The sequence below is a fragment of the Streptomyces manipurensis genome (assembly GCF_049570255.1).
Taxonomy (GTDB): Bacteria; Actinomycetota; Actinomycetes; order Streptomycetales; family Streptomycetaceae; genus Streptomyces; species Streptomyces manipurensis.
Window position 1 is genome coordinate 826695 of sequence record NZ_CP186950.1, and the last position, 19512, is coordinate 846206.

Genomic DNA, 19512 nt, shown 5'->3' on the forward strand with positions numbered 1-19512 from the left:
TGGCTCCCAGGTGACGTCCTGGGGCTTAGGCGTGTCAGAGGGGCGGGAAGGGATGAACGGGTTAGGTCGAAGAGGGAGACTGCTGTTGGTCTTTCTCGTTTCGTGGACGTTATTGCATCCGGGTGTGTCGTGGGCGCTCCCGGTAGGTTCTGGTCAGTACGCCCCGGCAAAGGGGAGCCGGGGGACGGGCCGAGGCTGGGCGTCCCGCAGAAGGCGATGACTGCGGCAGAGCGTCGGGAGCAGGTTCTGCAGGATTCGGCGGGTGCCGCCGGACGTGCTCCGTCAGGTATTTCGGTCACGGCTGCCGAAACGCCGGCGGATACGGCTCGTGAGCAGGCAGTTCAGGCCCAGCGTCAGGTCACGGGCCAAGCTGCACCGGGCTCTGGATCCGACGCCCACGTGTGGGGGGTTCCCGACGACTTCCGGATCGTTGGCCCGGAGGGTTCGATACGTGCCGTCAATCGATGGCTCGGTGTGGCGCCCGCACTCCACTTTACGGGTCAGGTGTTCATGGGTGAGACGCTCACCCTGTCTACCGGAATGAAAAACTCCGACTCGAAGTTTCTGAACGGTGTCTGGGCGGAGCTCCCGCACCAAGTGAAAGTCACCTGGGAAGTTTCCTGCGGTGGCAAGATCACCACTCTTGACAGAGGCCAGGTGGTCACGGCGCCGTCCAGCACGTATCAAGCCGTGAACAAGGGGCCGGTCCCCTATGCCAGCACCACGGTATCCATGACTCCTGAGCTCTGTCCCAACCTGGGCAGCACTCCTCAGGTATCCATCACAGCTGTCGGTGAAGTCATGGACACCGATCCTGCTGCCGGTGACAGAAAGGGTGGGATACCGCTCGTTCCGGCGATCGCAGCGGCGATCACCGATGCGGAGACACCCGGATGCGCGATTGACTGCTCGACGACCGGGTTCGCGCAGCCGCAGGCCATCCGCAACGGCACGGTCAACTCCGCTACGGGTGCCTTCTCCCTCGGGGCAAACGACTTGGTTCAAGCCTCGCCTGGCGGAGGATGGAACGCGGAGCGCTACTACTCGTCGGGCAACGTTCCGCGCGGTCTCTCCGCGGGATCAGTGATGGGTGGATCCCTCGGGGTGGGATGGACCTCCTCGTGGGATACCCGGTTGCAGAAGGACGGCGCCACTGGCACTGTCACCCTGGTCTCGCCCACCGGATCCGTTCACCGGTACACCGCCAAGGGAGGAGGATCCTATGCGACGCCTTCCACGAGCCGCTCGGTACTCCAGCACCTTGATTCCGGCGGGTACTCGCTGACGACTCTGGACAAGAAGGTCCTGACCTTCGACGAGGCAGGCCGGATCCTGTCGGAGAAGGACAGGTCCGGACAGGGCGAGACCTACAGCTACACAGGTGACCACATCACCGCCGTCACAGGGCCTGCCGGCCCCATAGCCACCCTGAAGTACACCGGCGACCTCTTGACCCAGATCGTCCGGGCCGACGGCAGGACAGTGACCTACAGCTACACGGACAACCGGCTCACCTCGGTTGCCGGCGGCGGCAACACCACCACGTACGAGTACGACGTTGCTTCACGGCTGAACGCGGTCAAGGACGGCAACGGCCAGCCCCAGATACGCAACACCTACGACGCGCAGGGCCGCGTCATCTCCCAGACCAGCCCCATCGGGGCCGTCGTCTCCTACCTCTACACCGGCAGTCAGACGGACGTCACCATGCCCGACGGAGGGGTATGGACGGACATCTACGCCCACAACCACCTCCTCGCCCAGTACGACCCGTTCGGCAACCGGACCGATTACGTCTACGACGGCAGGTCCAACGTCTCCCGGTTCCAGGACGCGGCAGGCAACGTTGTGTCCTTCAAGTACAACGACGCCGGCCTTCCGACATCGAGAACGGATCCGGCCGGAACCACCAGCTACTCGTACAACACCGACGGGAACCTGGCCTCCTCCAAGGACGCCAACGGCAAGTCGACCATCTGCGGATACGACGCGGGCCGTCGGCTGACCTCCGTGAAGGACCCGCTGGGCAACTCATCGACGTTCACCTACACACCAGCCGGGCAGGTTGCGTCCGCGACCACCGCGCTTGGCAAGGTCTCACAGTACGAGTACGACGCGGCAGGCAACCTCACACTCGTCACCACACCGCTGGGCGCAAGAACAACCTCGACCTTCAGCACCTCGGGTATGCCCTTGACGGTGACCGACCCGAGGGGCAATACGAGCGGCGCGAACCCGGCGGCCTTCACCACGACGTACACCTACGATGACGGCAACCGAGTGCTGTCGGTGAAGGACCCTACGGGCAAGACAGCGACCAAAACCTACGACAAGGCCGGGAACCTCAAGACCGCCACCGACGCAGCCGGACGCGTCACCACATACACCTATGACGCAGCGAACCAGCTGAAGTCCGCCACAGATGCCGCCGGACGCGTCACTTCACTGACGTACGACGCCGGCGGCAATGTCCTCACCCGCACCGACGCCACCGGGGCCAAGACCACATACACCTACGACAAAGCCGGCCGGGTCACCGCGATGACCACCCCGCGAGGCAACGTCAGCGGTGCAGACGCGGCCCAATTCACATGGAAGTACGGGTACGACAACGTCGGTAACCAAACCAGCGTGACAGCCCCCGACGGCGGAACAACATCAACTGCATACGATGCAGCACATCGGCCTGTCTCCGTCACCGATCCACTCGGCAACGTCACCAAGACACGGTATGACGACGCCAGCAACGTGACCCAGACCACCGATCCCCTCGGAAAGGTCACCACATACACGTACGACCCTGCCAACCAGCTCACCGCCGTCAAAGACGCTAACGGCAGCACCCTCGCGTACGGATACGACGCAGACGGAAACCGCATCTCTGAAACCTCACCCCTCGGGTTCAAGAGCACCTACGCCTACGACCAAGCGGGCAGGCAGGTCGCTCGTACCGAACCCCGTGGCAACGTGACCGGTGCCGACCCCGCCCAGTTCACCTGGCGCACCGGGTACGACGCGGTGGGAAATCCCACCAGCGAATCCGATCCATTGGGCAACACCGTCACCCGTGCTTACGACACTCTGAACAACCTCATCGAGGTCACCGACCCTCAGGGAAAGAAAACGGGCTACGGCTACGACGTCCTAGGTCGTCTCACACAGACCACCGCACCCGACGGTGGCATAACCAAGGCGACCTTCGACACCGCCGGAAACGTCAGCACGCGGACCGATGCCAACCAGCACGTCACCACGCTCGCGTACGACAAGGCAGGCCGACGGACCAAGGTCACCGACCCGCTGAACCGCAGCACGCAGTACGCCTATGACCCGGAAGGGAACCGGACCAAGGTCATCAATGCTCGCGGCCAGAGCATGACGAGCACCTACGACAGCCGCAGCCTGTTGACCTCGACCACCTACTCCGACGGCACGCCGACAATCTCCTACACCTACGACAAAGCCGGCCGCCCCACCACAGTCGTCGACGGTACTGGCACCCGGACGTTCACCTACGACCGAGCCGGCAGGCCCCTGGCCATCAGCGCACCCGGATCGGCCAACCCGTTCAAGTACACCTACCGGCCCGACGGCTCGATCAGCAGCAGGACCTACCCCGACGGGCGGGCCACCTCATACCAGTACGACGCCGACGGCCGCATGACCAGCCAGACACAAAACAGCAGAGCCACGGCCTATAGCTGGGACGAGGCCGGCAACCTGCTCACCACCACGTGGCCGACCACGCCCGCCATGACGGAGACCCGGGCATACGACCGGGCCGGCCTTATGGCCTCGATATCCGAAGGCACCGGGGTGCGTTCGTTCGGCCGTGATGGCTCGGGCCGGGTGACGACCGAATCGTTCAAAGACGCGACGACGACCGGACTGCCCAAGAGGTACGAGTACGACCCGGCAGGGCGCGTCAGCCGGGTGTGCAGCGACACCAGCGCTCTCCTCACCTGCCTGCCCGGCGCGGCGGGTGAGCGCTACAGCTACGACAAGGTCGGTAACCGCACTACGTCAGCATTGGGGTCGACAACAACCACCAACGTGTTCGACGCGGCCGACCAGATGACCAGCACCACCACCGGTACGGCAGTCACCGATCTGACCTATGACTCCGACGGCAACCTGACCAAGGACGAAACCGGCACCTACATCTACGACGCCCTGGGCAGGGCGAAAACAACGACAATCGGTGCCGACACGTTCACCTTCCTCTACGACGCAGACGGAAACCGCACCACCACGAAAAAGAACGGCGCAGCGATCCGCTCTCACCAGTGGGACGTCAACAACAGCATTCCCCGCATCGCAACCGACCTCAGCCAACCTTCCGGCTGGCTCCTCGGCGACTACCACTACGGGCCCCTTGGCGAGCCGCAAGCCGTGGACACCGGAGCGGCGAGCTTCTACTACCTGCACGACCGGCAGAACTCGATCACCTCGGTTCGGGACCTGTCCGGGGTCGAGAACTACAAGTACGCCTATGGAACCTGGGGCACCTTCACCGGAACAGCCGGCGGCGGCACACAGCAGACCAGCGTCTTCGGTTTCACAGGAACCTTCAAAGACCAAGTGTCCCGGGGCAAGATCGACCTGCCCGCCCGCGGGTACGACCCGAAAGCCGGCCGCTTCACCAGCCCGGACCCCCGTCCGGACACAGCCTTACCGACCAATTCCTCCACCTACGCATATGCCAACAACGACCCCGTCAACCAGTCCGATCCCTCCGGTGCCTGCCCCCTTTGCATCAGCGCAGGAATCGGAGCGGTCATCGGGGCAGCCGTGGAAGGTGGCATCTACACCTGGCAACACCGTACGGTGGCTTCACCACCGGCGGGTTCGGCAAAGCCGTCGGCAAGGGCGCACTCATCGGAGGCGTCTCCGGGTTGCTCATGCCCGGCGCGGGCAGCCTGGCCGCCCGATCCCTTGGCCTGACCGGCGGTCGAGCACTTGCCGCCTCGACAGCAGTCAATGCAGGGGTCGGTGCGGGATTCTCGTACGCAGTCAACGAGGCCAACTGCCGCCCAACCGACCCCTGGGATCTACTGCTCGGCGCCGCCGGCGGAGGCAGTAGCGGTGTCATCGGCCCTGCCCTCAACTGGACGCGAGGGCTTCTCCGGCCCACCGTCACAGTTTCAGCTCACCAGAGCAGCATTGCATTCCGGTCGCTTCGTGCTGGCGAGGGCCCGTCGGCCAGTCTTGTTCGACCCGGGACACGAGACAGTACGCCACCCTGGCAACATATTGCCGAGGGAACGAATTCGCCATGGATTTCGCTCACCCTCGACCCTGATGTCATGATCGGCATCTATGGTGCGGGAAGTACCACGGCAGGTCGTGGTGCCGCAGGATACATAGCCGTCGATTTGAGCAAGGTCGATTCTGAAATGGTGCACGCGTGGCAGAGTGTGTCGGTGCCGTCATACATGCGGGATCTATATGGCGTAAACGTGGCGGAGACTGCATTCCGCGACAAAGAGGTACTGGTGAAAACACGCCTTCCTGCCGAGGCAGTCATCAGGTTCTGGCCGACAGGCGCCAGCAAGGATGAAATCCTACGGGACTTGGGGTGGAAGTGAGTCAGACACAGCCGACCGCGGTAAGTTCTGCCCGGTGGAAGATGTACGTGGGTGGACAGCCCGTCGGCCTCCTGTACCTGTCCGTTGCTGACCAGCCCTGGAGCACATGCCGGTTCCAGCCTCTCGAAGGATGGGAGTCAGTCCGCACTCTCTTTGAAGTCCAAAACCAAGCTGTCCTCGAAGGATTTCCGGAGGACAAGGGCTGGGCAACGAAGGAGATCCGTGAGCGCGGAGTGGAGCTCCGCCCGAGGGATGAAATCAGCGGCCCAGTAGTCAGGCCGTTCATGATCTACGTGTCGGGACACGAGGCACGGTTCCGCCCCTGAGGCAGGCCGTTGGTCAGCCAAGGCCTGTGAGCACCAGAGTCGGCGCCATCTGCCCACTCTGGTGCTCGCTCCGATGCAGTGGCACCGAGCGTGTGTATTCCGCCCCCGGGAGGCACAATCACCCAGCCACCGCGCTCGGGCTCACGGCAGACGACGGCCGTACACGGACGCAGAAACCTGTGGGCCGCCCCCAGTGCACGGGCGGCGAACAGGTCAACGACCGCGCTGCTGTCGGCATGGGCGGTGGACTCGCTGATCCTGAACCCGGCGGCGAGCTTCGCGGCAGGGGCTCAGGGCTCAGAGGTCAGCGCGCGGGGCGGGCGGGGTGAGGGGGACCCGCCACTCCAGGCGGGTGCCGCGCTCCCCGTCGTCCCGCGGGGCGACCGTCATCCGGCCGCCGAGCCGCTCGGCGCGCTCGGTGAGGTTGCGCAGGCCGCTGCGCCGCCCGCCGGCGGGAATGCCGACGCCGTCGTCCGTCACCGCGAGCGTGAGGGTGCCGTCGCCCGCGGCGAGCAGGACCTCCGCCCGGTGGGCGCGGGCGTGGCGGGCGACGTTCGACAGGGCTTCGCCCAGGACGGCGAGGGCCTCGTCGGCGACGGCCGGGGGTACGTCGGTGTCGAGCAGGCCCTCCATCCGCAGCGCGGGGGCGAAGCCCAGGTGGGCCGCGGCCTCCTCCAGGGCCCGCGCGGTGCGGGCACGCAGCCTCGAGCCGGTCTCGGGGCCCGCGTGGTCCCGGAGTCCGAAGATGGCGGAACGGATGATCCCGATCGTGGTGTCGAGGTCGTCGACGGCGCGCGCGAGCCGTTCGCGGGCCTCGGGGTGGTCGACGAACCGCTGTGCGCTCTGCAGGGTCATGCCGGTGGCGAAGAGCCGCTGGATGGCCAGATCGTGCAGGTCGCGGGCGATGCGGTCGCGGTCCTCCAGCACGCTCGTCCGCTCGGCGTCCCGGCGGCGGTCGGCCAGTTCCAGGGCCAGGGCCGCCTGGCCGGTGAATCCGGGCAGGGCGGCGAGCTCCGTCCGGGCGAAGGCCGCGCGGCCCCGGTGCCGGGCGAGGATCAGGACCCCGCCGGGCTTCCCGTTCGTCCCGACGGTGACGGCCACGGCGGGCCCGAACCGCTCCCCCGCCCCGGGGCCCGCGGTGGCGCTGCCGTCCGCGCCCGCGTCCGGGACGGCGACCACGCCGTCCCGCTCCAGGGCGGCCTCGGCCAGCGTGACCCGGGTGCCGGGCAGGACGATCCGGCCCAGTTCCTCGGCGCCCTCCCCCGCGGACAGCACGCCGCCCGGCGCGCCCGCGGGGCCGAGGAGGCGCAGGACGCCCGTGTCGGCGCGGGTGATGTCCCTGGCGCTCTCCAGCATGCGGGCGAGGACCTCGTCCCGGGGGGTGCCGGACAGCAGGGCGCTGGTGATGTCCGAACCGGCCGCCAGCCAGCGCTCCCGCACCCGGGCCTCCTCGTAGAGCCGGGCGTTGTCGATGGCGATGCCCGCGGCGACGGCGAGGGTGGACAGGACCGCCTCGTCCTCGGCGTCGAACTCCGCTCCTCCGCGCTTCTCGGTGAGGTAGAGGTTCCCGAAGACCTCCCCGCGGACCCGGACGGGCACCCCGAGGAAGGAGTGCATCGGCGGGTGGTGCGGCGGGAAGCCGTACGAGGCGGGGTGTGCGGAGAGTTCCGGCAGGCGCAGCGGTACGGGGTGGCGGATGAGCTCGCCCAGGATGCCGTGGCCGGACGGCAGCCCGCCGATGCGGGCGCGCTGTTCCTCCGTGACTCCGACGGGCAGGAACTCGGCGAGCCCGCGGTCCTCCCCGATCACGCCCAGGGCCCCGTACTCCGCGTCCACGAGCGCGACGGCGGCCTCGACGATGCCGTGCAGGACCTGCGGCAGGTCCAGTTCCCGCCCGACCGACAGGACGGCTTCCAGCAGGCCGTTCAGCCGGTCGCGGGCTCCCCTCACCTCGTCGATGCGCACCTGGAGTTCGTCGAGCAGCTCGTCCAGCCTCAGCCGCGGCACGACGCCCCCGGCGGGCAGGTCGTCTGCGCCCATGTCCCACCTCCGGCCGGCGGACACCCTGCGGGGAACTCCCCTCCCACGGTAGTCCCGGCCGGTCGGGGCTTCCCGTTCGCCTCCCGCGACGGCGGGGGCGCACGGGGGGCGTTCCCGGGAGGGGCGGGTCAGGGCGGGCCGGCGGCGTCGCCCGCGGTGGTGCGGGGGACGAGGAGGACGGGGCAGTGGGCGTGGTGGAGCAGGGTGTGCGTGACGCGGCCCAGGTTCCTGCCGAGGCCGAGGCGGCCCGGGGCCCGGCGGCCGCCCATGACGAGCAGGTCGGCGCCCCGGGACGCCTCGACCAGCACGCCGGCCACGGAGGCGCTCTTGTCCGCCTCCCCCTCGACCGTCAGGCCGGGGAACTCCTCGTGGACGGTGTCGGTGAGCGAGGTGAGGACCCTCTCGTGCTCGCCCGCCAGTCCGGCCATCGCGTCGAGCATGGGGATCACGTTGCCGACCGACTCCAGCACGTTCCACACGTGCCGCAGGCTCAGGGTGGCCTTGCGCGGTTCGGCCCCGCGGGCCGCGTGCCGGGCGCACACGAGGCGGACGCGGCCTGCCGGGACGGCATCCCCGCGGAGGCGTTCGGCCCGCGCGGCTCCGGCGGACGGACCGTGCCCGTACGGGACTTCGGCCGGACGCGGCGGGTGCCGGGGCCGGGCCGCGCCGCGTTCGAGGCACGGCCCCGGTTGGCGCTGCTCGGCACGCCCGGCGACACGCGGGCCGACTGGCTCCTGGCCGGCCGGGCCCTGGAGCACGTCCTGCTGCGGGCGACCACCGACGGTCTGGCCACGTCCATGACCTCGCAGCCCCTGGAGTGGCCGGAGTTGCGGTGGACGGTCCGCGACCCGCGCGCGTCCGTGGGCAACGTGCAGATGGTCCTGCGCCTCGGCTACGGCCCGACGGGCCCGGCCACACCGCGCCGTCCGGTCGCGGAGGTGCTGGACGTCGCCTGACGCGGCCGCTCCCGGGGGATCATGGACGGGACGTTCCGTCCCCGAGGTCCGCCGATCGTCCGGAGTGGTGCCGCCGTGCTTCCCGAAGTCCCCGACCCGTCCGTCCTGCACCCCGTCCCGGGCCGGCCGCGCGTGGTCCTGCTCAAACCCCTCGTGACCTCCCCGCTGATCGAGGTCGGAGAGTACTCGTACTACGACGACCCGGACGACGCGACGGCGTTCGAGTCGCGGAACGTGCTCTACCACTACGGTCCGGAGAAGCTGGTGATCGGCAGGTTCTGCGCGCTCGCCACCGGCGTCCGGTTCCTCATGAACGGGGCCAACCACCGCATGGACGGGCCCTCCACCTTCCCGTTCCCCATCATGGGCGGCTCCTGGTCCGAGCACGCCGACCTGATCACCGGGCTCCCGGGCCGCGGGGACACCGTCGTGGGGCACGACGTCTGGCTCGGGCACGGGGCGACCGTCATGCCGGGGGTCCGCATCGGCCACGGCGCGATCGTCGCCGCCGGATCGGTGGTCGTCGAGGACGTCCCGGACTACGGCATCGTCGGCGGCAACCCGGCCCGTCTGCTGCGCACCCGGCACTCGGAGGAGGACATCGCCCGCCTGCTGGCCGTCGCCTGGTGGCACTGGCCCCGCGAGCACCTCACCCGGCACGTCCGCACCGTCATGTCGGGCACCGTCTCCGCACTCGAAGCGGCCGCGGCCTCGCTCCCGTGACCGCGCCCGGGATCCCGTGACCGCGGGCGCCGGATCCTGAGCGCGGGTGGCCTGGCGGTGGCGGCTGGTGCGAAATCCGGGTGCCGGCCGTCCCGGTGCCCGGTGATACTGCTGCGATGACCGATCTGCCCGCCGCCGCCCTGGACGCACTGTCCGGCCTCGCCTTCGGCGACGCCTTCGGTGACCGCTGGTTCGGCATCCTGCGCCGCGAGGGCGAAGCGCCCCTGCGGGCACGCACCCTGCCGCCCGAACCGCAATGGCGGTGGAGCGACGACACCGCCCAGGCGGTCGTCCTCGTACGGGAACTCGCCGAGGGCGACGGCTCCGTGGACCAGGACCGGCTCGCCCTGCGCCTCGCCGCGGCCTACGCCGACGACCCGCACCGTGGCTACGGGGCGTCGATGCACGACGTCCTCCGCCGGATCGGGGCGGGCGAGCCCTGGCGTGCGGTGGTGTCCGGCCAGTTCGGCGGCCGGGGATCCTGGGGCAACGGCGCCGCCATGCGCGTCGCGCCGCTCGGCGCCTGGCACGCCGCCGACCCCGGCGCCGCCGCCGAGCAGGCCGCCCGCCAGAGCGAGGTCTCGCACCACCACCCCGACGCCGTGGCGGGTGCGGTGGCGGTGGCCGTGGCGGCCGCGCTGGCCGCCCGTACCCGGGGCGGCCCCGCTCCCGCGCGGGCCGACTTCCTCGGGGCGGTCGCCGAACCGCTCCCCCGGGGGGACGTCCGCTCGGGGATACGGATCGCGGCCCGGATGCCGGCGCACACCTCGGTACGGCACGCCGCGGAGGTGCTGGGCTCCGGCTACCGGATGTCCGGACCCGACACCGTCCCCTACGCGCTGTGGTGCGCCGCGGGACACCTCGACGACCTGCACGGGGGCCTGTGGTCCACCGTCGCCGGCCGCGGGGACATCGACACGACCTGCGCCATCGCGGGCGGGGTGATCGCCGCCCGTACCGGCACCGCCTCCCTGCCGTCCGCCTGGCACGCGGCACGCGAACCCCTGCCCGGCTTCGCGTAGCGGGACCGCCCGCGCGCGCCGCGGCCCGCGCCCGGCCGCGCCCCGGTCTCAGCTCCCGGGGCAGGCCCCCCGCTGGTGGTCCGTACGGTGGCGCATCCACAGGACCACGTCGCAGACCCTGAGCGCGCTGACCGTCGCGGGGAGACCGGCGGACCGCCCGAGGTCCGTCAGGGCGCGGTGGAGCGCTCGGTCGTCGGCGCGCAGCGCGGCGTGCAGGCCGAGCCAGAAGGACTCCGGCCGGCCGAGGAGGCAGCGGACGACCTGGTCGTAGACGGGCAGCAGCCGCGGGCGTTTGCGGGCGAGCAGCTTGCCCGCCGTCACCCAGCCGATCCCGGGCCGCTCGCACAGGAGCTGCCAGGCCGTGTGGGCGGGCGACCCTTCGGCGAGGTCGGCCGTCGCGGCCTCGGCCAGGTCGACGTCGATGGGGATACGGGCCAGCAGTGCGGAGAGCCGGTGCCCGAGGTCGCCCTCGAGGAGGTCGAGGGCGGCCTGCGCGGGAACCCGGACGGACAGGGTCTGCACGGCGATCAGGTCCTGTGCGGTCACCGTGTCGGCCACCTCCGGCCGGTCCCCTCCGCCGTCGAGCTGCTCGAAACGGCTCCCGGTGAAGGGCGGGACGGGATCGGGGCCGTCGGTTCCGAAGTACCTGCGCAGATCGGGAACGGCCCGTTCGGAGTCGATCAGGCTGCCGAGTCGGTGGGCGAGCGGTGGTTGGCTCAAGATCGCATCCAGGTGGTGTGGGCGCTGACGGGGACTGCCCGGAACCGTACGCCGGGAAGGGACACCGCGGGGCCCGAACGGCCTTCCCCCGTACCGCACTTCGCGCTGCGCTCGCCACTGCCGCGAGCCGGGGCGGTCGGTGCGCGGTCCGGGCTACGGGGAGGCCTGCCGGGTCCGCCCCGTGCCGTTCCGTCTCGCGGCCCGGTCGGCCTGCGCTGCTGCATAGTGTGCCCATGGAACGATTCGCGGGTCGGGGCCGCCTCGAATGGTGGGCCAATCAGTCGATATGCCTCGAGACGTACGACGTCGACCTCACCGTCACCGACGACGCGGTCGGCACGTGGCAGGCAACCGGTCGGCATGCCCACGCTCTTGACGCGCCCCGACGCGAGGGGTGGGACTTCCTCAGGGAGATGGATCCCCACTTCTCCCTCGCGTTTCCCGGTGAGGACCGCGGCGGGATCACCGTGCGCGTCGCCGAGGACGAGGACGGAACCCTCACGCTCGTGGAGGCGGCGGACCGGGACGGCTCCGCGAGCGTCACCTTCGACCTCACCTGAGTCCGGCCCGCAAGGGCAAGAACGGGCATATTCGCCGGGGTCACCGCCGCGGACTGCCGGCCTCGGGCCGCAGCGAGTTCGAGGCGACCGACCGGATCGGGGACCTGGCCCGGGAGTTGTGGCGCACACGGGTGCGGTGGCCCGGACGGATCGTCCGCTCCGGCCCGCACACCGTGCTGCCCGGCGGCGAGGAGCCGCCCGGTGACCGGGTCCTCGGCGCGGGCGACACGGCGACGGTCCGCCTCGGCCCGCTCCTCGGCGGGCACGGCGCGGACTTCACCCGCACCGTCGTCCTGAGCGACGGCTCGGCGGGGATCCGGCTCCGGCTCCACGAGGACCTGCCCACGCTCTTCGCGGCGGGCCGGGGGTGTTCCACGGCGACGCGGGGATCACCGGCAGGGAGCTGTACGCCGCACTCGGCGGCCTCGCCGGCAAGGCGGGCGGAGCCTCGTCGGCCCCCACGCGGGCCGCCTGGCGGGCGGGACCCCGTCCGCGGACCCGTGCTGCGCGCGGCCGGAGTCACTCATCGGCCCGGACAACGAGCTGCCGCTGCGCCGCACGACCCCGGACGGCCGGCAGGCCCACTGGAGCCTGGAACTCCACCTGGTCGACGCCCGTTCGACCTTCGGCGGCTCCCACGCGGACCTCCTCGGCCTCCCCTGAACGGCCCCCCACGAGCCGCGGCGGACGCGGCGGCCCTAACGGCGGACGCGGGGCATGCCGAGGCCCAGCCAGGAGATGATCTCGCGCTGGATCTCGTTGTTGCCGCCGCCGAAGGTGAAGATGACGGCGCTGCGGTAGCCGCGTTCGAGTTCGCCGTGGAGGACCGCTCCGGCCGAGCCGTCCTTCAGGGGACCGGCCGCGCCGACCACCTCCATCAGCCAGGCGTACGCGTCCCGGCGGGCCTCCGAGCCGTACACCTTGACCGCCGAGGCGTCCTGCGGGGTGAGGGTGCCGGCCTCCACCGCGTTCACCATCTGCCAGTTGAGGAGCTTCATCGCGTCGAGGCGGGCGTGGGTGCGGGCCAGCCGGCCGCGGACCCAGGACAGGTCCACCACCCGGCGTCCGTCGGCGAGTTTGGTGGCGGCCGCCCAGCGCTGGACGTCGTGGAGGGCCCGGATGGCCATCGTGCCGTGGGCGGCCAGCGTCACGCGCTCGTGGTTGAGCTGGTTGGTGATCAGGCGCCAGCCCTTGTTCTCCGCGCCGACGCGGCGGCTCGCCGGGACCCGGATGTCCTCGTAGTGGCTGGCGGTGGTGTCGTGCGAGGCGAGGGTGTTGATGAGGGTGCAGGAGTAGCCGGGGTCCGAGGTCGGCACCAGGAGCATGGTGATGCCCTTGTGCGCGGGGGCGTCCGGGTCCGTGCGGACGGCGAGCCACACCCAGTCGGCGGTGTCTCCGTTGGTGGTCCAGATCTTCTGCCCGTTGACGACGTAGGTGCCGGTCTCCTCGTCGCCCTCGCGGACGGCCTTGCACGTGAGCGCGGCGAGGTCGGTGCCGGCGTCGGGCTCGCTGTAGCCGATGGCGAAGTCGATCTCCCCCGAGAGGATCCGGGGCAGGAAGTACGCCTTCTGCTCCTCGGTGCCGAACTGCATGATGGTCGGCCCGACGGTGTTCAGCGCCATCAGCGGCAGCGGCACCACGGCCTGCGCGGCCTCGTCGAAGAAGATGAACTGGTCCATCGGGGTCATCCCGCGGCCGCCGTACTCCTCGGGCCAGCCCACTCCGAGCCAGCCGTCGGTGCCGAGCCTGCGGATGGTCTCCCGGTAGAAGCGCTTCTGCGCGGCCGGGTCCTCGTAGCGGGCGTAGACGTCCTGCGGTACGAGCTCGGCGAAGTAGGCGCGCAGCTCGGTGCGCAACTGCTGCTGCTCAGGCGTGTATTCGAGGTGCACGGCCCCTCCGGGAGTCTCGCGCCCAGCCGGTGCGCTGTGACGGCGGCGGTCAGGTTAGAACCTGTTCCAAGAATTCGGAAGGACCGCGGGCCGGCACCTCGCCCGCGGACGGCCGTGCCGTGCCCTGCGGGCAGGGGAGTCCGGGGCGTCAGGTGTAGAGGTAGAGGAGGTCGAAGCAGACGAGGTTGCGGGCCGTGTCGAAGGAGAACCGCCCGGACACCTGCGGCCGCGCTCCCGGCGGGTTGGCGTACGCGTCGAACTTCGGGCTGTGCCGCCACGCCGCGCCGGCGGGCAGGTGCGGTGCCAGGGGCTCGGGCAGTCCGGTCGGCGCGGCGCCGGGGGCGAAGTCGTACTCGGGGTTGCTCACGATCGCCTCGGCGCCGCCCGCCGCCAGACGGGCCACGCCCACCAGGCGGATCCGCGAGTCGGGGCCGGGGATCCCGCGGTCCTCGGCGGGGCCGTCGACGTCGTAGCCCACCCAGTGCGCCTCGGCGAGGTCCCCCAGGTACGGGCGCAGGCGGGTGTTCAGCGGCTCCGGGTCGGTGCGGACCCGGTGCCGGTACGGGGGCGGGGGCTTGAGCGCGTACGCCGTGCCCCCCGCCAGGCCCAGCAGCGGGATCCCGGCGATCAGCAGGAACCGGCGCCGGTTCGTCCTGCCCCGCTGTGGGTCCATGTCCGCCCCGCTCCCGCCCCGGCCGCCCGTCAGTTCAGGGCGCTGATCATAGCCGTCGCCGTCGCCGTCATCGCCGTACGGGCGGCCGTCAGGTAGGGCCGCGGGTCCGCCGGGGTGAGGTGGGCGCGGATGGCTTCGGTCATGGCCACGTTGAGCGCGGTGCCGATGTTGACCTTCCGGATGCCGCCGGCCACGGCGGCGGCCAGCTCGGCGTCGGGAAGACCGGAGGAGCCGTGCAGGACGAGGGGTACGTCCACGCTCTTCGCGAGCCGGGCGAGCAGCACGTGGTCCAGGGCCGCCGTCCGGCTGGTCATGGCGTGGCTGCTGCCGACGGCGACGGCCAGGGCGTCGACCCCGGAGTCCGCGACGAACCGCCGTGCCTCGTCGGGGTCCGTACGGGCGCCCGGCGCGTGCGGGTCCGGCGGGGCGGCCTCGTCCTTGCCGCCGACCTCGCCCAGCTCCGCCTCGATCCACAGGCCGTTGGCGTGCGCCCAGTCGGCGGCGGAGCGGGTCGCCTCCAGGTTCTCCGCGTACGGCATCCGGGCCGCGTCGTACATCACCGAGCTGTAGCCGGCGTCGCAGGCCTGCCGGAGCAGCTCGGTGCTCTTCACGTGGTCGAGGTGCAGGCCGACCGGGACGCCCGCGGCCTCGGCGCAGGCGGCCGCCGCCCGGGAGATGGGCAGCAGCCGTCCGGCGCGGAACTTCACGGCGTTCTCGCTGAGCTGGAGGATGACGGGCAGCCCGACGGCCTCGGCCCCGGCGACGACGGCCTCGGCGTGTTCCAGGGTGATGATGTTGAAGGCGGCGACGGCGCGGCCGGCGTCGGCCGCGTCCCGGACGAGCCTGCCGGCGGACACGAGGGTCATCGGACCGCCTCCTCTCCGGCGGTGAGGATCACCGAGCGGGTGAGGTGGCGCGGCGCGTCCGGGTCCAGGCGGCGGTGCATGGCGACGGCGAGGGCGAGGCGGTGCACGCGGACCAGTTCGGCGAGCGGGTCGAGCCGGCCCTCCACCCAGTGGCCGCCCGTACCGCGCACCTGCTCGGCGAGCCCGTCGGGGGTGTCGCCGAGCGACCAGGTGACGGTGCCGGGCCCGCTGACGCTGATCGGGCCGTGCCGGTACTCCATCGCCGGGTAGGACTCCGCCCACGACAGCGAGGCCTCGCGCATCTTGAGCGCGGCCTCGTGGGCGAGCCCGACGCTCCAGCCGCGCCCGAGGAAGGTGAACTGGCCCAGCTCGTCCAGGCCCGCGGGCAGCGGCTCGTCGAGTGCGGCGCGGGCGTCGGCGACGGCGGAGGGCGTGTGCAACCCGACGTGGGCGCGCAGCACGGTGAGGGCGGTGGTGGCGAAGCGGGTCTGCACGACGGACCGTTCGTCGGCGAAGTCGAGGACGACGAGGTCGTCCGCGAGGGTGCTCACCGGGGTGGCGGGATCGCCGATGACGGCGGTGGTCGGCACACCCGCGTCGCGCAGGCCGGCCAGCAGGTCGAGCACCTCGGTGGTGGTGCCGGACCGGGTCAGGGCGACGACGCGGTCGTAGCGGCGGTGGAGCGGGAACTCCGAGGCGGGGAAGGCGTCGGTCTCGCCGTGCCCGGCCTCCTCGCGCAGCACGGAGGCCGCCTGGGCCATGTAGTACGAGGTCCCGCAGCCGACGATCGCGGTGCGCTCCCCCGGCCGCGGCAGCACCGCCTTCAGGCCGGGGGCCAGTTCGGCGGCCCGCTCCCAGCAGGCGGGCTGCGTGCCCAGTTCGTACGCGACGTGACTCATGCGGGCTCCCTCGTGCGACGGACGGATCCGGAGGTGTGGTGCGTGCGTGGTGCGTGCGTGGTGCGTGCGTGCACGTGTGCGTGGTGCGTGCGTCGTGCGTTTTCCTGCAAGGTAGCTGGCGGTTTCGCGCAACTTCAAGCAACCACGAGCGACGGAGGCTGAGTTAATGTCACCGGAGCGCCGTGGAACGCACGACGCGGAACACCGGAGGGGGCGGCCGATGACCCGCAAGGAGCGCTGGCAGACACTGCTGGACCTGCTCGTGGAGCGGGGCGCGCTGGAGGTGGAGGCGGCCGCCGGGACCCTCGGCGTCTCCGCGGCGACCGTCCGCCGCGACCTCGACCTGCTCGCCGAGCAGCAGCTGCTGGTGCGCACGCGCGGCGGCGCCGTACCCCACGGCGTCTCCTACGAACTCCCGCTGCGCTACCGGACGTCGCGGCGCGCCGCGGAGAAGGCCCGCATCAGCGAGGCCGTCGCGGCCCTGGTCACCCCGGGCGAGGTGGTCGGCCTGACGGGGGGCACCACGACCACCGAGGTGGCCCGGGCGCTGGCCGGGCGCCCGGACCTGGCGCAGGGGTCCCCGGCACTCACCGTGGTCACCAACGCGCTCAACATCGCGGGCGAGCTGGTGATCCGGCCGCAGTTCAAGATCGTGCTCACGGGCGGCGTCGCCCGCCCCCAGTCGTACGAGCTGACGGGCCCCCTGGCCGAACAGGTCCTCGGCCAGCTCACGGTGGACACGGCGGTGCTCGGGGTGGACGGCTTCGACCCGCGGGACGGCGCGGCCACCCGGCACGAGGACGAGGCGTCGGTCAACCGCCTGCTGTGCGAGCGGGCCCGCCGGGTGGTGGTGGCGGCCGACTCCGGCAAGCTCGGTGTCCGGGCCTTCGCCCGCATCTGCGCCCCGGAGGCGGTGGACGTCCTGGTCACGGACACCGGGCTGCCGCCGGAAGCGGCACGCCGGTTCGAGGAGTCGGGGGTCGAGGTGCTGCGCGTCTGACGCCCCCCGGACGACAGCGGCGGGGACGCGGTCGGTGAGCACCCCCGGGGACGCGGTCCGGGACAGCGGCCGTGCGCCCCCGCCCGCTCAGTGGGGCGGGAGGCGGTCCGATTCGCGGACCAGGGCCGCCAGGACCGGGGCGATCAGGGGGTGGGTCTCGGCGCCGCGGCGGGTGGCCGCGAAGACGCGCCGGGTAGCCGCCGCGCCCGCGACCGGACGGACCTGGACCTCCTTGAGGTCCATGCCGCGCAGTGCCGAGCGCGGCACCAGGGCCACCCCGGCCCCCGCGCCCACCAGCGCCGTCACGGCGCGGAAGTCGTCGGAGGAATGGGCGAAGCGCGGCTGGAAACCAGCCAGTTCGCAGGCCAGCAGCGTCACGTCGTGGCACGGGTTGCCCGGGTACTGCCCCACCCAGTCCGAGTCGGCGAGGTCCGCGAGGGAGACCGCGGGCAGGTCGGCCAGCGGATGCCCGGCCGGCAGCACGGCGTCGAAGGGCTCCGCGTAGAGGGGCAGGACGGAGAGCCTGCCGTCGTCGGCGCCCGGCGCGCCGCGGTACTCGACCGCGAGGGCGAGGTCCGCCTGGCCGTCCAGGAGGAGCGGCAGGCTCTGGTCGCCCTCGGCGTCGCGGACCCGCAGCCGGATCCCGGGGTGGTCGAGGGCGAGCCGGGCGATGGCGGGGGCGAGGACCTCCGCGATGCCGGTCGCGAAGGCGGCGACCGTGACCTCGCCCGCGGCGCCGCCCGCGTAGGCCGCGAGCTCCGCCTCGGCCCGCTCCAGCTGGGCGAACACCTCGTGGGCGTGGCCGAGCAGGATCTCCCCGGCCGCGGTCAGCCGTACGCCGCGCCCGCTGCGGGTGAGCAGCGCGTGGCCCGTCTCCTGTTCCAGCGCCGCGAGCTGCTGGGAGACGGCCGAGGGCGTCAGGTAGAGGGCTGCGGCCGCGGCGGTCACCGTACGGTGGTCCGCCACGGCCCGCAGGATGCGCAGCCGGCGGGGGTCGATCACCCCTCCATGATGTCAGCCCTGAGCAGCGGAAAGCGCCGCGCGGGCGTCGACGAAGGCGGCCACGGCGCGCTCGACGTCGGCGGTGGAGTGGGCGGCGGAGAGCTGGACGCGGATGCGTGCCGCGCCCATCGGGACGACCGGGTAGGAGAAGCCGATCACGTACACGCCGCGCTCCAGGAGCAGCTCCGCCATCCGGCCCGCCTCGGCCGCGTCGCCGATCATGACGGGGGCGATCGCGTGGTCGCCGGGCAGGATCTCGAAGCCGGCCTCGGTCATCGCGCTGCGGAACAGCGCGGTGTTCGCGGCGAGGCGTTCGCGCAGGTCACCGGCGGACTCCAGGAGGTCGAGGACCTTGAGGGAGGCGGCGGCGATGACCGGGGCGAGGGAGTTGGAGAAGAGGTACGGGCGCGAGCGCTGGCGCAGCAGCTCGACGATCTCGGCGCGCGCGGCGACGTAGCCGCCGGAGGCGCCGCCGAGGGCCTTGCCGAGGGTGCCGGTGATGATGTCGACGCGGTCCATGACGCCGTGCAGTTCGGGGGTGCCGCGGCCGCCGGGGCCGACGAAGCCGACCGCGTGGGAGTCGTCGACCATGACCATGGCGTCGTAGCGCTCGGCGAGGTCGCAGATCTCGGCGAGGGGGGCGACGTAGCCGTCCATGGAGAAGACGCCGTCGGTGACGATCAGCTTGCGGCGGGCGCCGCCCTCGGCCGCCTCCTTGAGGCGGGCCTCCAGCTCGGCCATGTCGCGGTTGGCGTAGCGGAAGCGGCGGGCCTTGGAGAGGCGGATGCCGTCGATGATGGAGGCGTGGTTGAGGGCGTCGGAGATCACCGCGTCCTCGGCGCCGAGGAGGGTCTCGAAGACGCCGCCGTTGGCGTCGAAGCAGGAGGAGTAGAGGATGGTGTCCTCCTGGCCGAGGAAGGCCGAGAGGCGGGCCTCGAGCTCCTTGTGGACCTCCTGGGTGCCGCAGATGAAGCGGACGGAGGCCATGCCGTAGCCCCAGCGGTCCAGGGCGTCCTTGGCGGCGGCGACGACCTCGGGGTGGTCGGCCAGCCCGAGGTAGTTGTTGGCGCAGAAGTTGAGCACCTCGCCGGGGGCGCCGCCGGAGGTGACGGCGACGGCGGCGTTCTGCGGGGTGCCGATGACCCGCTCGGGCTTGTGGAGGCCGGCGGAGCGGATCTCGTCGAGGGTGCTGCGGAGGTCGTCGCGGACGGTCTCGAACATGCTGGGCTTTCTCCTTGTGCGGCGGAG

At 71.6% G+C, this 19512-nt stretch carries 15 protein-coding genes and 2 pseudogenes; 7 read left to right on the forward strand and 10 right to left on the reverse strand.

Annotation, left to right across the window (positions count from 1 at the left end):
* Positions 1 to 216 precede the first annotated feature (216 nt).
* Positions 217 to 4944 carry an RHS repeat-associated core domain-containing protein gene (locus tag ACPU2J_RS03960; RefSeq protein WP_423832760.1) on the forward strand — a complete coding sequence of 1576 codons (4728 nt, stop codon included), beginning with the start codon at positions 217 to 219 and terminating at the stop codon, positions 4942 to 4944.
* A gap of 362 nt (positions 4945 to 5306) precedes the next feature.
* Positions 5307 to 5588 (forward strand): hypothetical protein, encoded by a 282-nt coding sequence (locus tag ACPU2J_RS03965; protein ID WP_423832762.1) that lies wholly within the window; start codon positions 5307 to 5309, stop codon positions 5586 to 5588.
* A 514-nt stretch (positions 5589 to 6102) separates the two neighbouring features.
* On the opposite strand, the pseudogene ACPU2J_RS03970 reads toward ACPU2J_RS03965, so the two are convergent.
* From ACPU2J_RS03970 to ACPU2J_RS03980, 3 genes and pseudogenes are all read right to left on the reverse strand, one after another.
* Positions 6103 to 6195 (reverse strand): annotated as a pseudogene (locus tag ACPU2J_RS03970) (IS5/IS1182 family transposase); the annotation flags it as partial.
* Between the two features lie 16 nt (positions 6196 to 6211).
* Complete coding sequence (locus ACPU2J_RS03975; protein WP_423832764.1) at positions 6212 to 7954, reverse strand: GAF domain-containing protein; 1743 nt, start codon at positions 7952 to 7954, stop codon at positions 6212 to 6214.
* 128 nt (positions 7955 to 8082) lie between these two features.
* On the reverse strand, positions 8083 to 8496 hold the full coding sequence (locus tag ACPU2J_RS03980; RefSeq protein WP_423832765.1) for a universal stress protein: 414 nt from the start codon (positions 8494 to 8496) through the stop codon (positions 8083 to 8085).
* A 21-nt stretch (positions 8497 to 8517) separates the two neighbouring features.
* On the opposite strand from ACPU2J_RS03980, the pseudogene ACPU2J_RS03985 reads away from it, so the two are divergent.
* The 3 genes and pseudogenes from ACPU2J_RS03985 to ACPU2J_RS03995 all read left to right on the forward strand — a co-directional run.
* A pseudogene (locus ACPU2J_RS03985) lies at positions 8518 to 8910 on the forward strand (Acg family FMN-binding oxidoreductase); the annotation flags it as partial.
* A 75-nt stretch (positions 8911 to 8985) separates the two neighbouring features.
* Positions 8986 to 9633 (forward strand): CatB-related O-acetyltransferase, encoded by a 648-nt coding sequence (locus ACPU2J_RS03990; RefSeq protein WP_423832766.1) that lies wholly within the window; start codon positions 8986 to 8988, stop codon positions 9631 to 9633.
* Between the two features lie 116 nt (positions 9634 to 9749).
* The gene (locus ACPU2J_RS03995; RefSeq protein ID WP_423832767.1) at positions 9750 to 10655 is read left to right on the forward strand and encodes an ADP-ribosylglycohydrolase family protein; all 906 of its coding nucleotides are present in this window, start codon (positions 9750 to 9752) and stop codon (positions 10653 to 10655) included.
* A 48-nt stretch (positions 10656 to 10703) separates the two neighbouring features.
* Here the strand turns inward: ACPU2J_RS03995 and ACPU2J_RS04000 are convergent, their stop codons facing one another.
* Positions 10704 to 11375 carry a DUF6308 family protein gene (locus ACPU2J_RS04000; RefSeq protein ID WP_420081712.1) on the reverse strand — a complete coding sequence of 224 codons (672 nt, stop codon included), beginning with the start codon at positions 11373 to 11375 and terminating at the stop codon, positions 10704 to 10706.
* Between the two features lie 233 nt (positions 11376 to 11608).
* Between ACPU2J_RS04000 and ACPU2J_RS04005 the strand changes: the two genes are divergently transcribed.
* Positions 11609 to 11935 carry a hypothetical protein gene (locus ACPU2J_RS04005; protein WP_423832768.1) on the forward strand — a complete coding sequence of 109 codons (327 nt, stop codon included), beginning with the start codon at positions 11609 to 11611 and terminating at the stop codon, positions 11933 to 11935.
* A 698-nt stretch (positions 11936 to 12633) separates the two neighbouring features.
* Here ACPU2J_RS04005 and ACPU2J_RS04010 read toward each other — a convergent pair.
* The 4 genes from ACPU2J_RS04010 to ACPU2J_RS04025 form a co-directional block, all read right to left on the reverse strand.
* Positions 12634 to 13824 (reverse strand): acyl-CoA dehydrogenase family protein, encoded by a 1191-nt coding sequence (locus tag ACPU2J_RS04010; RefSeq protein ID WP_365495127.1) that lies wholly within the window; start codon positions 13822 to 13824, stop codon positions 12634 to 12636.
* A gap of 148 nt (positions 13825 to 13972) precedes the next feature.
* Entirely contained in the window at positions 13973 to 14497 is a 525-nt protein-coding gene (locus ACPU2J_RS04015; RefSeq protein WP_423832769.1) for a hypothetical protein, read from the reverse strand.
* A 29-nt stretch (positions 14498 to 14526) separates the two neighbouring features.
* Positions 14527 to 15363 carry a class II fructose-bisphosphate aldolase gene (locus tag ACPU2J_RS04020; protein ID WP_423832770.1) on the reverse strand — a complete coding sequence of 279 codons (837 nt, stop codon included), beginning with the start codon at positions 15361 to 15363 and terminating at the stop codon, positions 14527 to 14529.
* Positions 15360 to 16262 (reverse strand): SIS domain-containing protein, encoded by a 903-nt coding sequence (locus tag ACPU2J_RS04025; protein WP_423832771.1) that lies wholly within the window; start codon positions 16260 to 16262, stop codon positions 15360 to 15362. The genes ACPU2J_RS04020 and ACPU2J_RS04025 overlap by 4 nt, the downstream gene beginning before the upstream one ends.
* A 220-nt stretch (positions 16263 to 16482) precedes the next feature.
* On the opposite strand from ACPU2J_RS04025, the gene ACPU2J_RS04030 reads away from it, so the two are divergent.
* The gene (locus ACPU2J_RS04030) at positions 16483 to 17262 is read left to right on the forward strand and encodes a DeoR/GlpR family DNA-binding transcription regulator (RefSeq protein WP_420081707.1); all 780 of its coding nucleotides are present in this window, start codon (positions 16483 to 16485) and stop codon (positions 17260 to 17262) included.
* A gap of 87 nt (positions 17263 to 17349) precedes the next feature.
* Here the strand turns inward: ACPU2J_RS04030 and ACPU2J_RS04035 are convergent, their stop codons facing one another.
* Positions 17350 to 18264, reverse strand: a complete 915-nt coding sequence (locus tag ACPU2J_RS04035) for a LysR family transcriptional regulator (protein ID WP_365073268.1) — start codon at positions 18262 to 18264, stop codon at positions 17350 to 17352.
* A 12-nt stretch (positions 18265 to 18276) separates the two neighbouring features.
* Positions 18277 to 19485: a glycine C-acetyltransferase gene (locus tag ACPU2J_RS04040; RefSeq protein ID WP_361598942.1), complete on the reverse strand. Its 1209-nt coding sequence runs from the start codon at positions 19483 to 19485 to the stop codon at positions 18277 to 18279.
* Between the last annotated feature and the right edge of the window lie 27 nt (positions 19486 to 19512).

Excerpts from the sequence above, each read along its gene's own strand:
- ACPU2J_RS03975 (WP_423832764.1), bottom strand. The coding sequence starts at position 7,954 with ATGGGCGCAGACGACCTGCCCGCCGGGGGCGTCGTGCCGCGGCTGAGG.
- ACPU2J_RS04015 (WP_423832769.1), bottom strand. The coding sequence starts at position 14,497 with ATGGACCCACAGCGGGGCAGGACGAACCGGCGCCGGTTCCTGCTGATC.
- ACPU2J_RS04020 (WP_423832770.1), bottom strand. The coding sequence starts at position 15,363 with ATGACCCTCGTGTCCGCCGGCAGGCTCGTCCGGGACGCGGCCGACGCC.
- ACPU2J_RS04030 (WP_420081707.1), top strand. The coding sequence starts at position 16,483 with ATGACCCGCAAGGAGCGCTGGCAGACACTGCTGGACCTGCTCGTGGAG.
- ACPU2J_RS03960 (WP_423832760.1), top strand. The coding sequence starts at position 217 with ATGACTGCGGCAGAGCGTCGGGAGCAGGTTCTGCAGGATTCGGCGGGT.
- ACPU2J_RS03995 (WP_423832767.1), top strand. The coding sequence starts at position 9,750 with ATGACCGATCTGCCCGCCGCCGCCCTGGACGCACTGTCCGGCCTCGCC.
- ACPU2J_RS03965 (WP_423832762.1), top strand. The coding sequence starts at position 5,307 with ATGATCGGCATCTATGGTGCGGGAAGTACCACGGCAGGTCGTGGTGCC.
- ACPU2J_RS04005 (WP_423832768.1), top strand. The coding sequence starts at position 11,609 with ATGGAACGATTCGCGGGTCGGGGCCGCCTCGAATGGTGGGCCAATCAG.
- ACPU2J_RS04025 (WP_423832771.1), bottom strand. The coding sequence starts at position 16,262 with ATGAGTCACGTCGCGTACGAACTGGGCACGCAGCCCGCCTGCTGGGAG.
- ACPU2J_RS04040 (WP_361598942.1), bottom strand. The coding sequence starts at position 19,485 with ATGTTCGAGACCGTCCGCGACGACCTCCGCAGCACCCTCGACGAGATC.